The 14519-nt window shown below is 35.3% G+C and carries 9 protein-coding genes; 5 read left to right on the top strand and 4 right to left on the bottom strand.

The genetic code is table 11. The annotated features are described in order from the left end of the window. Positions 1 to 87: 87 nt before the first annotated feature. From VB796_RS15010 to ade, 4 genes are all read right to left on the bottom strand, one after another. Entirely contained in the window at positions 88 to 930 is an 843-nt protein-coding gene (locus VB796_RS15010; RefSeq protein ID WP_323347375.1) for a BT_3987 domain-containing protein, read from the bottom strand. 45 nt (positions 931 to 975) lie between these two features. Beyond that, the gene (locus VB796_RS15005; protein ID WP_323347374.1) at positions 976 to 2427 is read right to left on the bottom strand and encodes a SusD/RagB family nutrient-binding outer membrane lipoprotein; all 1452 of its coding nucleotides are present in this window, start codon (positions 2425 to 2427) and stop codon (positions 976 to 978) included. Positions 2428 to 2451: 24 nt separating this feature from the next. Then, complete coding sequence (locus VB796_RS15000) at positions 2452 to 5667, bottom strand: SusC/RagA family TonB-linked outer membrane protein (RefSeq protein WP_323347373.1); 3216 nt, start codon at positions 5665 to 5667, stop codon at positions 2452 to 2454. 358 nt (positions 5668 to 6025) lie between these two features. Then, a complete protein-coding gene (gene ade, locus VB796_RS14995; RefSeq protein WP_323347392.1) occupies positions 6026 to 7675 on the bottom strand; it encodes an adenine deaminase in 1650 nt (549 codons plus the stop codon). Between the two features lie 264 nt (positions 7676 to 7939). On the opposite strand from ade, the gene VB796_RS14990 reads away from it, so the two are divergent. The 5 genes from VB796_RS14990 to VB796_RS14970 all read left to right on the top strand — a co-directional run bounded on the left by VB796_RS14990 (position 7940) and on the right by VB796_RS14970 (position 14418). Continuing rightward, positions 7940 to 8893 carry a hypothetical protein gene (locus VB796_RS14990; protein WP_323347372.1) on the top strand — a complete coding sequence of 318 codons (954 nt, stop codon included), beginning with the start codon at positions 7940 to 7942 and terminating at the stop codon, positions 8891 to 8893. Positions 8894 to 9003: 110 nt separating this feature from the next. Then, positions 9004 to 9687 carry a (d)CMP kinase gene (gene cmk / locus VB796_RS14985; RefSeq protein ID WP_323347371.1) on the top strand — a complete coding sequence of 228 codons (684 nt, stop codon included), beginning with the start codon at positions 9004 to 9006 and terminating at the stop codon, positions 9685 to 9687. 81 nt (positions 9688 to 9768) lie between these two features. Next, positions 9769 to 9978: a hypothetical protein gene (locus tag VB796_RS14980; RefSeq protein ID WP_323347370.1), complete on the top strand. Its 210-nt coding sequence runs from the start codon at positions 9769 to 9771 to the stop codon at positions 9976 to 9978. A 63-nt stretch (positions 9979 to 10041) separates the two neighbouring features. Beyond that, positions 10042 to 11103, top strand: a complete 1062-nt coding sequence (locus VB796_RS14975; RefSeq protein ID WP_323347369.1) for an FAD-dependent oxidoreductase — start codon at positions 10042 to 10044, stop codon at positions 11101 to 11103. Positions 11104 to 11190: 87 nt separating this feature from the next. Next, positions 11191 to 14418, top strand: coding sequence for a hypothetical protein (locus VB796_RS14970; RefSeq protein WP_323347368.1), 3228 nt, complete (start codon positions 11191 to 11193; stop codon positions 14416 to 14418). The last annotated feature ends 101 nt before the right edge of the window (positions 14419 to 14519 follow it).

Genomic DNA, 14519 nt, shown 5'->3' with positions numbered 1-14519 from the left:
ACAAAAGACCTATTTTTCATCCCATTTATATGAACAAAAAAGGCTCATCTTTCGATGAGCCTTTTTGTGTAAAGAATAATCCTAAAATTATTTTAACGTCAAAACTTCTTTTACAATACGAGGTGCTGCCACATTATATGAATAATGAAGGTAGAAACTCTTTGTAGCAGGGTCATAATAATTTTTAGAATAACTCTGATTGATGTTTGGAGTTGCTCCAGTTGGCGTAACAGTAACACTATTATCAGCATTAACTGTTAGCGTCATGGTATAACCAGCACCACCTAAATCTCCTAATTCAGTGCTAACGCTATTCGGAGTTAAAGTAACTACATCCTTAAGACGGTCAATATCTCTTGGACCAGCCGTCGGGTGAGTAAACACACCTAATGCTTTATACTTTCCATGCCATTTGTTTTTAGCAATAATTTGGAATAAAGCAGAGCCTAAACCATTTCTGATTTTGTAATTACCAGCACTTGCTACCGAAATTCCTAAAGCATAGCTTTTCTTAGCATCCAATTTGGTTGGGTCAAAAGTAATAGCTACGTTTTTACTAAAATCACCTGCTGCCATTTTAACATCAACTTCTGACAATTTGTATAGACTTGTCGGAAGAGCTTCAAATGTAGTTGCGTGTGCCTTATTGTAAGCCGTAATTAAAGCATCATCTACTTTAAGAGATACACTAACAGCATTATTGAGTTCAGAAGAGCTGTTAACATCTCTGATAATTTCAAGAAACTCGGTAGTTTTGTCACCCGCTACTAAGTCAACACCCAAAAGGCTTAATTCTTCATTTGCTGCTGGAAGACGAACAAAGTTTGAGCCTATTCCGTCAATCATGTCTTTACCTTCTGGTACACAGGCAGTTGCTAAAACAACCAGACCTAAGACTAAGGCTTTCATTGATTTGATATATCTTTTCATTTTATTTTGAATTAAAATTAAATAATTATTTCAAGGAGAGATATCTTATTTATCCCACCATACTTTTGCGTCCTGAGTATCACCACCAGCAAGTCTGCCAACTGCTGCATTGAAGTTTTCACCATTCAATGTAGGCTCATTAGCACCATAAACGTATCTACGTGGTATTTTTTTACTTGAATTAGTTGCTTTTGAAGATGGTACTAATGCAGGCACACCAGTTCTTCTCCATTCTGCCCAACCCATGTGTCCATTAGGGAAGAAAGCAACATAACGTTGTAATTGAATTTTCGACAAAGCATTATCAGCAAGTGTAACATTTGCTGAACTCAAGAATGTAGTAAACTTAGCTTGGTCAAAAACACCCCATTGCTTCCAAGACATTTCGATACCTTTACTGTACATATTTTGAGCATTCTCAGTTGTCCAACCTAATTGTGCAGCTTCAGCTCTTGCCAAATAAGCGTGAGCAGCTGTCAATATTTGACTGGTAGAGTTAGCTTGACGTAAAGATTGGTCTAAGATAAATGAATAATCAGCATGACCATTAGCATAAGTAACTGCATCATCACGAGTTAGTCCATAAGGGAAAGAAACGAGTTCTCCTTTACTGTTATTTTGTCCCATTACTTTTGCTCTTAGGTCTTGAGAACCAGCTAAAATATTAGCAAAAACATCACTTACAGCATAATCTTTACGACCGTCGTATAGAGTAAACCAAGGATTTTTGTAAGTTCCTCCAGGATATGAAAGAGCAGTATTGTCTTCGTTAGCATCAATAACTCCGCCTGAAGATGCCAATGCGTCCAAGAACTGAGCTTTACCATTAGTTGGGTCAACTTTTGAAATACGTAATGCCATCACTAAACGAAGCGTATTGGCAAATTTTTTCCATCTTGTCAAATTACCACTGTGTACAATATCACCTTTTGGTACAGCTCCACCATCAAATTGACCAACAGCTTCTTTTAATTCTTTGAAAAGAAGTGTATAAACTTCCTGCTGAGTATCATACTTTGGTTTAACTTTTCCTTGTAGAGCTTCTGATACAGGAATATCTCCCCAAGAATCCGTCATGGCTAAGTAACGATAAGCCTTCAAAATACGAGCTAATGCAATTTGGTTATTATTTGAACCATTCAATCCAGCATAAGTAGCTGTTGCAGGGTCGGTATTACTATTAATGATGTTCTGCAAATCATACATACTTCCTGCATAAATACCATCCCAAGCTAATTGAGGAATTGCATACAATGAAGTTTCAGTATATTGAGTTTCTGCAAAGTATTGACAATACAATGCTCCTCTAAGACTTCCTGTTGAAGAAGGAGTATCAAAGTCAAATAAAGCATTCGTTAATAATGCAGAAGTTACTGGTACTGAAATAGAGTTTGGGTTTTTATTAATATCACCAAAATCAGTTAAATTACAACTTGATGCTACTGCCAACAAACAAGATGCGCTGAGTGCTTTTATTATATTTTTTTGAAATTTCATATCATATAAAGTTTTATTGGGAAATTAGAATCCTAATTTTACGTTAACTCCAAAAGAACGTGTTCCTGGGAATTGACCATTTTCTCCGTAAATATTTGATATTTCAGAAGGGTCAAAATCTCTATTCTGAGCATACACTAACCAAGGGTTACGAGCTACAAATGAAACAGAAGCATTTTGTACGAATTTATTATTTTTCAAAGGAATTTTATATCCAATACTAACTTCTCTTACTTTAATAAAGTCTAAATCATATACGTGTTCTTCGGCAATACCGCTTCCTCTAAATTGGTGATAATACGTCTGAGCATCTACATAAGTATCAACGGCTTTTCCTTCTTTTGTTACACCAACAACATGAACACCACCACCATCTGCAACAGGGTCACGTAATGGATTTCCTTTGTGGTTTACTCCTGCTGTTCTCTCTAACAAACCTGAGAATGAACCCCAGTGGTCAGAAAGTGAGAAGTATTTTCCTCCTTTAGAGAATTCAATATTAGCATTCAAGGTAAAGTTTTTATAAGTCAATTGATTTGACCAACCTCCTGTAAAATCAGGTAATACACTTCCTAAATATTGGTTTGGATTGGCAACATACATACCATCTTCAGTAACAACTTTCTTTCCATCAAGGTAAGTAAAACCACCACCTCTGATTTGTCCCCATGCTTGTCCAACTTGGTGAACGATAGTAGCACCCGAAGAAGTTGCAAATGAACCAGAACCAACAACGATTGCATCAACACCTTCTGCTAACTCAACAATTTTAGAATTGTTTTTAGCAAAGTTGATTGACGTATTCCAAGAGAAATCGGCTGTTTTGATTGGTGTTGTATTCAATGAAATTTCAACACCATTTCTATTTAATTTACCTGCGTTAATCAATTTTGAAGTAAATCCGCTTGCACCAGAAATTGGCACGTTGATGATTTCATTGATTTTATCTTCGTTATAATATGTCAAAGACAAACTATATTTATCCTTCAAGAATTTCAAGTCTAAACCAAGTTCATAAGATGAAGATAAAGCTGGTTTGATATTTGGGTCAACAATTGTATTTGGCGTTCCCATTAATGAATTTCCATTAAATTTATCATTAGCCAATGAGTAGTTCAAAGCCAATGAATAAGGAGATAAATCTGAACCTACTTGAGCCCAGCTTGCTCTTACTTTACCAAATGAGATTACAGGCAATTTATCTTTAATCAATTCACTGAAAACTAAACTTGTACCTATTGATGGATATGTATAAGAGTTAGCTCCTGCTGGAAGTGCAGAACTGTTATCATTACGAAGAGAACCTTCCAAGAAAATCATGTCCTTATATCCAAATGAACCACGAGCATATAAACTTCTTACTTCTTTTTGAGTTCTATTTGACGACGTATTTACCGTAGAAAGCGAGTTACTCAAAGCAAAATAATCAGGCACTACAAGACCATCAACTGTACTGGCAGCGATAACACGGAAATTATCTTTACGAATATTTCCACCAGCAATGATGTCCATGCTATAATCATCTCCAAATTTCTTAGTGTAAGTAGCAATTAATTCATAGTTAGTTTCATTTGGAGACCAGTTGTTATTAACCTGATTTCCTAAATACTGAACTGTTGCATAAGAAGCCTTCACCCCTGTTTGGGTTGCACTTGTCTGAAGAATAGTAGGAATTGAGTTTTCAATTGTACCAGTACCATTATTCATTCTCACAAAACCAGTAACCTTAAAGTTATCATTCAATTTATAAGTCAGACTTACATCACCAAATAATCTTCTACGATTTTCTGTATAATTAAGTTGCTCAAAATATGAATAGAAATTATACCAATAGTTAGCTCCGTAAAAATTTACTGTTTTAGATGCATCATAAGCTCCTGGGTTATTGTGGTTCCAGCTTGCTAAAATGCCATCAGGAGAAGTTAGGTTTCTCAATTCTTTTAATTTACTGAAATCTAAATCTCTGTGAAACCATGAGTTGAATGAACCTGATGAATTGTTTGAGTAAGCATCATCAAATTGTCCTTTGATGGTATAATCAACAAAGTTAATGTTGGCAGATGCAGTAAAATGCTTTCCTAAATCAATGGTTGTTTGTGAAGAAACTGTGTATTTTGAACCATTAGAATTATACAACATACCGTTTTGATTCTGAGCAGTAAACGACAAACGTGTTGTATAGTTTTCTCCTGCTTTCGAGAAGTTCAAGTTAGTATTGGTTGATACCTGCGACTCATAAAAATCTCTGATGTTATTAGGTTGCGGTAACAATTTTTCTGTTTTTCCAGAATATTGTGTTCCATCATACCAAGCATACCAAGGTAAGTAATCTTGTCCTACCATTCTTGGTCCCCAAGAAGCATCATCAGAATAATCATGGTAATATTTACCATTCATAGCCTTCCACGATTCTGGATGTCCAGCTTCCCAATTATATTTAATTAAATCTGCCGAGGCACCACCTGCGTAAGAGTTTTGGTATTTAGGAAGAATATAAACATTATCAAAGAATGTACTTTGATTTATTTCTACACCGATACCTTTCTTACTTGTACCTTTTTTAGAGGTCATGATAATAACACCAGCATCACCTCTTTGACCGTACAATGCCGTTGCACTTGGACCTTTCAATACCGTTACAGACTCAACATCATCTAAGTTAATATCTGACGAACCGATTGGATTACCATCAAGAATATACAATGGAGCTTTATCAGAAAGTGAACCTGCACCTCTAATTCTGATAGCTGCATCTCTACCCAATGCTACTGTTGACTGGCTTCTTACCTGAATACCTGCAACTTTACCAGCTAAAGCATTATTTAAGTTTGTCTGACGGATTGTATTTAATTGCTCATCCTTAACACTTTGGGCTGAGTAAGTAAGTGACTTTTCAGAACGTTTAATACCCAAAGCCGTTACCACAACTTCTTGTAATTGTGAGTTATTCGGTGCAAGTGTTACATTCAAAGCACTCTCATTTCCAACAGTAACTGTTTTTGTAGCAAATCCAACGAATGAAAAAGTGAGTGTAGCACCACTTCCAACATTCACTTTATAATTACCAGAAGCATCAGTAGTTGTTCCTCGTGAAGTACCCTTCACGGCAATACTAACTCCAGGAATTGGCGAATTATCTTCAGCAGATATCACCTTTCCTGAAACTTGTCTATCCTGAGCATAGGTCTGCATAGCAAATCCCAAAAATAGCACAGAAATAATGAGTAAGAGTTTTCTCATTTTGTGTTTGGTTTAAGTTAATTGATTTTGAAATATTACAAACTTGAAAGTGTAATCTTGGTTGAGTAATATACAAGCGTTATGACCTAATGATATTTATCATTACGCTAATTATAAAGTTGCAGATTTTAAGAAATATTGATTAATAAGTAGTAGAAAAATTAAAGCCTTATTATTGGCACATTCATACAGTTTATAAAATACAAGGATTTAGAGGTGCATATATAATCATGTCAAGGATTACATATACCCTAAGAAGATGCTTTGGGAGATTTTTAGTTTTGATTAATGAATTTATTATAGAGTCTTAACTAATTATTTTATGATAATGTTAAGTTTCCAGATTTAAAATTAACAATTATTTTACAAAAATACTCGTAAAAGAAAATTTTTCTCCATCAAATAATCCTAAATCGGATAATTTTAGGTTTGGAATCACTAATAGTGCCATAAACGAAAGGCTCATGAAGGGTGATGCTAATGTACAGCCTAAATCTTTGGAAAAACGGTCGATTGCCGAATATTCTTTGGCTACCGCATAACCATCTTCTCCACTCATTATTCCTGCAATTGGTAACTTAAGAATACTTTTTTGTACTTTACCGTCAAAACAAGATACACCACCTTGAGCTTCTATGATTAGGTTGACTGCTTCACAAATGGACTTATCATCAACCCCAACAGCTATAATATTATGTGAATCATGGGCTACTGATGAGGCAATTGCTCCTTGTTTTAATCCAAAATTTTTAATGAATGCTATCGCAGGTGGAACATCTTGATAACGATTAACAACTGTAATTTTTAGAATATCATTTTCTAAATCAGACACAATATTGCCCTCTGAAGTTTTATAATTATGCTCAGACTTCAATGTTATCAGTTGTCCGTCAAGAACTTCAATTACTTTTATTTTAGTTTCTCCTCCTGATGATACTGAAACGTTAAAATCTTCTTCTTTTTTGGGTTTACAATTAAAATTATTAACCATTTTACTTCCATAATTGGGAATTTTAGAGATACCATTCTCTGCAACCAAATTACCATTTAGATAGGTTTGTTGAACATCAAAATCTATTGGGTTATTAATCACAATAAAATCGGCAGGGTCGCCTTCACGCAGTAACCCAACTGGTAAATGATAATGTAAAATAGGATTGACAGAAGCTACTTGTAGAATTTCAAATAATAAGTCAGGGAATTTAGTTAAGGCTCTTTTTACCAACTGATTGATATGCCCTTCTACTAAATTATCGGGGTGTTTATCATCCGAACAAAACATGATATTTTGATAATGTTCTGGCAATAAACCAATCAAGGCTTCAAAATTTTTAGCGGCTGAACCTTCTCTAATCAAGATTTTCATGCCAAATTTCAATTTATCTAAGGCTTCTTCTGCCGTAAAGCATTCATGGTCGGTTTCGCAACCTGCTTCAATATATCTTTGGGCATCGTCGCCACGTAAACCTGGGGCGTGTCCATCGACAGGTTTTTGATAGCGTTTTGCTAAAGCAATTTTTGCCATCATATCTGGGTCTTGATTCAAAACTCCAGGAAAATTCATGACCTCCGCCAAGTATCCAACTTCTGGATAGTTTTTAAATAAATCTTCAATATCATCGGGCGTGATGGTTGCTCCTGCGGTTTCAAAAATGGTTGCAGGAACACATGACGGAGCTCCAAAACAAAATTTAAACGGTGTTTGTCGAGCATTTTCAATCATATATTCAACGCCAGATTTCCCTAATACATTGCCAATTTCGTGCGGGTCAGAAACCGTTGCAACTGTTCCATGAACCACCGCTAAACGAGCAAATTGTGCAGGTGTTAGCATAGAACTTTCTACGTGTACATGAGCATCAACAAAACCTGAAAGTATGTATGAATTGCCCAATTTTGGAGTTGTGGATTCTATCTCAATTTTTTGAATAATTCCACTTTCAATAGTTACTGTACCGTATTGAATTGTACGTTCTAAAATATTTATAATATTCCCTTTTACCTGCATTTTGTTGATGTTTTGCAATGAAATGTTTTAATCTGATATTGCATAAATACGCTTTTTTACGTTATAAATCGTTAATTTCGTAGCTAAATTCTTCGCTAATGCACTCCATATCAATCATTAACTACTGATTGAAACCCAATTAATCCACTAATAATCAACACATTATTAAATTAATAATTCATAAACGCTCATGCTTTTCAAAGTCCCGAAGCATGGTTCGTTTTTACAAAAAATCTATTTCAAAACTGGGACTATTCTTGCATTATGAAAAAAATATCGTATTTATTTCTTGCTATTATTGTTGCATTTATGACTTCTTGTGGGATTACTCCCGATGTTCAACCAGTGGCTGATGACCTAAGTTTACCTGTTGCCGATGGTGCTTTAGACATTGCATTTTCAGACTCACTAACTAACAAATCTGGCACAGTTACCGCAGCAAGTGGTGACAATGTTAATGTGTCTTTAATTATTAAAAAAACACCCACAGGCGAAAAACCACGAATCATGCGTGTTTTCATTGCCAACCAAGCAAATTATCGTGGAAAAACGGATCAACCTTTGTTTGAAATCAAGTTGAAAAACATTGATGAGCAAACCCAAACGATTGACTATACCGTTTCTCCAACATCTGGGAAAATTTATATTCATTGTGATGTGTATGATAATAAAGACAAAGTAACACGTAAGACTTTAATCGTGAATATTTCATCTGAAGCACAAATTGCTTCTTGGCAAAATATTACTTTGGGAGCTCAATCAAATACTGCTGCCTCAAGATTTGCCTCTGCTACTGGAGATTTATACAAGGTCTGTGATTTAGATTCAAATATCCGATTTGTGGATATTACTTATGCAGTATTGGGTTCTCCTACGGTAAAACCAACGTTTTTATCAAACTTACGCAGACCAGCATTAGCTCTTTCTACTACGATTCCTACATCAAATACAGTTTGTGGAGGCGGAAGTACTGCGGGAGGTACAGCAACATATTTTGCGGTAGCTCCTTCAACGGTTGATTTTGCCGTAGCCAATGATGCTATTTTGGGTGGCTTAACAATTCCTGCAACGTCTCAAGATATTGTAGCTGAAGTTGGAAAAACTTACGCATTCTTGAATGGTAGAAATAAGAAAGGATTAATTAAGGTAACTAAAATCACAACGGGAACTACTGATTTTAATGGTTCCATTACCTTCGATTTGAAGGTTCAGAAGTAAAACGTTTAGAACATTTGTAAAAAAGCCAAACCCAAAAAGGTTTGGCTTTTTTGTGCGTAAATTTTCCGAATTGCCCTTTTCCTCTATCTTTGCAAACAAAAATCACAAATATGAAGAAAACAATTATTGCTCTTGATGGTCATTCGAGTTGTGGAAAAAGCACCACCGCAAAGCAAGTAGCTAAAAAATTAGGATACGCTTTTATTGATACAGGAGCAATGTATAGGGCAGTTAGCCTTTATTTTCACGATAATCATATCACACTTACCAATCCTAAAGAAGTAGAAAAAGCACTTTCGGAAGTTCACATTACTTTTCATTTTAATGAACATCGTGGTGCGAGTGACGTTTATTTGAATGGCTTGAATGTGGAAGAAGAAATCAGGAAAATGTACATTTCTCAAATGGTTTCGGAAGTGAGTGCTATCACAGTTGTACGTAAAGCGATGGTGGCTCAACAACAAAAAATGGCAAAACATCGTGGCGTAGTGATGGACGGAAGAGACATTGGCACTAAAGTTTTTCCAGATGCTGAAGTAAAAGTATTTATGACTGCCGACCCAACAATCCGTGCAGAACGCCGTCAACAAGAATTATTGGCAAAAGGAGAAATGATTGATTTGGATATCATTTTAGAAAACCTTAAAAAAAGAGATATTATTGACTCAACCAGAGAAGAAGGCCCACTAAGCCAAGCCGAAGATGCAGTTTTGATGGATACCTCTTTCATGACGATTGATGAACAAGTTGATTTTGTGATTCAATTACATGATTCTGTTTTAGCAAGATTGTAGGGAGAGGTGACATTTGAAAATTCCGAATTATTACCTAAATTAGATACAGAAATTGACTCCATTAATCAAACAGCAAGACCAATGGGTATAATAGAAGCAATACAGGAAGAAAGAATCCGACAAGCAACCGAAAGGGTCACTAAAAAAGTAACTAAAGAAGTAACCCAAAAAGTAATGAATGAGTTTATTCAAGAAAGTTGTCAGAAACTTTTTAATAAAGGTTTTTCAGCAGAATCTATTGCAGAAATGTTAGACTATCCAATTGATACCGTTAAGAAATTCATTTCATAAAAATAATATTCCATTTAAAAGCCCAACCATAAATTGGGCTTTTTGCATTTAATCCAATCTTTAATGAACAACGTTCAACCCAATTCATCACCAAAATATATCATCATCGGACAAGGACTTGCAGGTTCTATTCTCGCCTATTTACTCTTGCAGGAAGGTCAAAATGTACAGATTATTGACACGCCAGAATTTCCGTCATCGTCAAAAGTAGCGGCTGGACTTTATAATCCTGTTACAGGAAGAAAATTGGTACGCACTTGGTTAGTTGATGAAATTTTCCCTTTTTTAGAAGATTTTTACCCACAATTAGAAAAAGAATTAAACGCTAAATTCTTTCATCCACAAGCTATTTATCGCCCTTTTGTGAATGAAGATTCTCAGAAATATTTTAAAAGTGACCACGTACCCGATGATTTTTCTGATTTTGGAACATTAACTTTCGACAATACAAAATACCAAAATATCGTCAATAGTCAGTTAGGTGGCGTTACGACCAAACACTCGGGTTGGGTAGATTTGAAGACCATGTTATTGGCTTTTAGGGGTTATTTTTTAGAAAAAGGAATTTTACGAGAAGAGAATTTCAGCCTAAAAAACGAATCCGCCGACCAAAAAATCATATTTTGTGAAGGTTTTGAGGGACGAAACAATCCGCATTTCAGTTATTTGCCCTTCAATCCAGTAAAAGGTGAAGTTTTAGATATTCAAATAGACAATATTGATTTACAGGAAATCATCAATCAAGGTGCTTTTGTCATTCCATTAGGCGAAAATAATTATAGACTCGGAGCCACTTATAGCTGGCACGAATTGGACTTCACTCCTACCGAACAAGGCAAAAATGATTTGATAGAAAAATATCAAAAACTAATGAAGCCTTCTATGCGTATATTATCGCACAGAGCGGGTGTACGCCCAGCCACAAAAGACCGCCGACCATTGATTGGAATGCACCCAGAAAATAAAAATATTGGGATTTTTAACGGCTTAGGCTCAAAAGGGGTTTCACTCGCTCCGTATTTTGCCAAACAATTTGTCGATTTTTTAGTCTATCAAAAAGAACTTCATCCCGAAGTCAATATAAATCGTTTTGCTTCGTTATATTTAAGCGTTGATAAGGTTTAAAATAGGAAAGCAATACGTAGGAAATAGTATTTTGTAAAAGCGAATCCAAACCTTTCTTCTGATACCTAATACCTGAATTATTTTGCAATGAAAAAAAGTTTACTATTCATATCGTTATTGTTGACAGCTTATGTTGCTGAGGCTCAGAATTATTTTCCTTCTCAAGAAGCTTTTGGTAAAAATAGGATTCAATTTCGTCCTTTTAACTGGCAAGTTTTAACCTCACAAAATTTTGAGGTTTATTTCTACGATGGTGGGCAACAAACAGCAACTTTGGCAGCTCAATTGGCAGAAACTGATTTTGACCGTATTACGGAAGTTTTGGGTTATTCGCCTTTCAGTCGTACCAAAATATTTATTTACACTTCTACGCAAGACCTCAATCAGAGCAATGTTGGCTTGAATTTATCAAGTGAAAGAGAAATTAAGGAAGAAAATTTAGCCAAATCACGCATTGAAATTGCTTATGCAGGCAATTCTGTTTCCTTCAGAAAAGATTTAGTTCGTGAAATATCTCATGTATTTGTCCACGATATGCTCTATGGTGGAAGCATTAAAGAATCGTTACAAAACTCTTTACTTTTGAGTGTTCCAGACTGGTTTATGAACGGCATAACAACCTATATTTCAGAAGGTTGGAACACAGAAATGGATTCTTATATGAGAGATATAATCCTTACCAAAAACCTTAAACGCCCAAGCCTAACGAATGGTAGAGAGTCTGTTTTGGTCGGACAATCTATTTGGAATTTTGTGGCTGAAAAATACGGAAAAGATAACATTGCCAATATTCTAAACTTAACCAGAATTATCAGAAATGAGCAAACCTCAATTTCAAGTACCATCGGAATGCCTTTCAGTAAATTCTTGAAAGAATGGCGTGAATATTATGCATCAATGGCAGAAGCAACCAACACAAAATATGCCGCTCTTAATTATGACTTTAAAATACAGGATGTAAAATTTAATAGTGCTGAAAGAATTAATAAATTTAAAATCAGTCCCGACGGTGCGTTTTTGGCATATTCAAAAAATGAATTAGGACGTGCAAGCGTTGAAATTATGGATTTGAAAACCAAAAATAATGTTACCATACTAACTTCTGGCTACAAAACACTTCACCAATCTATTGATTATAATACACCACTTTTATCATGGACTAAAAGTGGAACTTTGGCGGTTGTTTATGAAAGTCAGGGCAATGTAATTTTAAATGTTTACAATGATATCACGGAAAAAGATTTAACAGGGAAATTTGCCACGAAAAAGGTTTTCAAAAACTTCGACCAAGTTCAAGACTTTGATATTTCGGACAATGGAACAACGCTCATTTTGAGTGCCATCAGCAAAGGACAAAATGATTTGTTCCTCTATGATATTGCCAGAGGCAGAGAGCAACAATTGACTAATGATATTTATGACGACCTCAGCCCACGATTTGTAGGTTCAGCAGGTAAATTTATGTTTACCTCAAACCGTCTGAAAGATTCTTTGGAAATTGATAAAGGTTCTTACAAAACACTGAACAATAAATTTAACCTATTTCTGCACGAAGGAAAAGTTAAAGCTGACGTAGTAAAACGTTTAGTGGACTCATTTGGAAATATTACAAATCCTATGGTTGCAGATGGAAACTCGGTTTATTTCTTGAGTGATGAAAAAGGAATCCGTAATGTTTACCGTCTAAATGCGGGTGATTCAACGGCAGTACAAATGACGGATTCAAAAACCGACATTGATGATTTTGATTATTCCCCAATCTCAAAAGGTCTGGTTTTTAAAGCTTTAGAAGCCAATGCTGAATTTATTGGATATAAAGCCAATGCTAATTTTGGCCCAAAAGTTAACCTAACTTATACAGGACGAAACGTTAAGTTATTTGGCGTTTCTAATAATGTTAGTGCTGACAATACTAAGAATGAGACGATTGCCAGTAAAATAATTGCTGCCGAAACAACTCCTATAAAATCTAAAATCAATTTAGAACCTGGTGAAATAGACACTGATAATTATCAATTTGATTCAGGTATATTTTCAAAGAAGAACGAAAGTCCAGCAAGTAGTTCCAGCAAAAGTGACAAGAAAAATAAAGTTGAAAAAATCATTTCTGCCAAACAAAGTCGTAAAGAGAATATTAAACTCAGAGGTCCCGTTGAATACAATAATCCTTTCGTCGTAAACAATACTGACCTTGATTTTATGATTGACCCACTTCCACAGCGTGGTTTTGGCTTGAAAGGGACAATTAATATGAATGATTTACTCGAAAATCATCATTTACAAGGTGGTATTTTCTTGACTCCCAATTTGAAAAACTCTGATTTATGGGGACAATATTCATACTTAGCCAATAGAATTGATTATACAATTCGTTACGACCGCCGTACCATTGCAGAAGAAGAAGAGCAAAGTTTTAAGAAATATCGATTCAATAAAGTTACCCTTTCGGCTTCGTATCCAATCAATACAAATACCCGAATAACGGTTTCTCCATCTTATACAACCAATCGTTTTTTAGATTTGGTAAACTTGCCTGCTCCCGATGGTTTTGCAGATTATGCGGGCGGACGAGCAGAGTTTGTGTATGACAATACAATTAGTCATGGCATAAATCAATTGGAAGGCACTCGTTTCCGTCTTCGTTTTGACCATTACACAGGGCTTACCAACAAGCAGGATGGATTCAATCGCTTTTATTTAGACCTCCGTCATTATGTGCGTTTTGGTAGAGGCGTTATTTTGGCTGGACGTGTTTCGGGTGGACATTCTTTCGGAAATGCCCCAAAACAGACCGTTATGGGTGGAATGGATAACTGGTTAGAATGTCAGTACGAAAATAGAACAGACATTAATAATCCATTTGATGATTCAAAATTTGATAATAAAGACGTATTTTTCTTAGATTATGCCACGCCATTGAGAGGTTTTAACGTAAATAAATTATCAGGAACAAGTCATTTAGCAATGAATGTTGAATTAAGATTCCCGATTGCTAAGTATCTTTATAATGGCCCAATCTATAATAATTTCTTCAAAAACTTACAGTTAAATACCTTTACAGACATTGGAACTGCTTGGACTGGCGTTGGACCATTTGCACGTAAAAACGGATTCAATACCAGTGTAATCGGAGGGGGAACATTACCTTTCCGTGCTACTGTCACCGATTTTAGAAACCCATTCTTGATTGGTTATGGCGTTGGAGCAAGAACCACTTTATTAGGTTATTTCATCAAATATGACATCGGTTGGGGTTGGGAAAATAAGGAAATAAAAACACCAATTTCATATATCACTTTGGGATACGATTTTTAGTAACACAGACTTTAGTCTGTTAAGAGTAAATACAGACTAAAGTCTGTGCTACAACTCATAGGAAATGGATTATTGTAGAACATCGTTTCGATAATAATCCA

The organism is Arcicella sp. LKC2W (genome assembly GCF_034931005.1).
GTDB lineage: Bacteria > Bacteroidota > Bacteroidia > Cytophagales > Spirosomataceae > Arcicella.
Note: the sequence above shows the minus strand (reverse complement) of the source record. Positions and strands in the feature narration are given on the sequence as shown.

Excerpts from the sequence above, each read along its gene's own strand:
- VB796_RS15010 (WP_323347375.1), bottom strand. The coding sequence starts at position 930 with ATGAAAAGATATATCAAATCAATGAAAGCCTTAGTCTTAGGTCTGGTT.
- VB796_RS15005 (WP_323347374.1), bottom strand. The coding sequence starts at position 2,427 with ATGAAATTTCAAAAAAATATAATAAAAGCACTCAGCGCATCTTGTTTG.
- VB796_RS15000 (WP_323347373.1), bottom strand. The coding sequence starts at position 5,667 with ATGAGAAAACTCTTACTCATTATTTCTGTGCTATTTTTGGGATTTGCT.
- ade (WP_323347392.1), bottom strand. The coding sequence starts at position 7,675 with ATGCAGGTAAAAGGGAATATTATAAATATTTTAGAACGTACAATTCAA.
- VB796_RS14990 (WP_323347372.1), top strand. The coding sequence starts at position 7,940 with ATGAAAAAAATATCGTATTTATTTCTTGCTATTATTGTTGCATTTATG.
- cmk (WP_323347371.1), top strand. The coding sequence starts at position 9,004 with ATGAAGAAAACAATTATTGCTCTTGATGGTCATTCGAGTTGTGGAAAA.
- VB796_RS14980 (WP_323347370.1), top strand. The coding sequence starts at position 9,769 with ATGGGTATAATAGAAGCAATACAGGAAGAAAGAATCCGACAAGCAACC.
- VB796_RS14975 (WP_323347369.1), top strand. The coding sequence starts at position 10,042 with ATGAACAACGTTCAACCCAATTCATCACCAAAATATATCATCATCGGA.
- VB796_RS14970 (WP_323347368.1), top strand. The coding sequence starts at position 11,191 with ATGAAAAAAAGTTTACTATTCATATCGTTATTGTTGACAGCTTATGTT.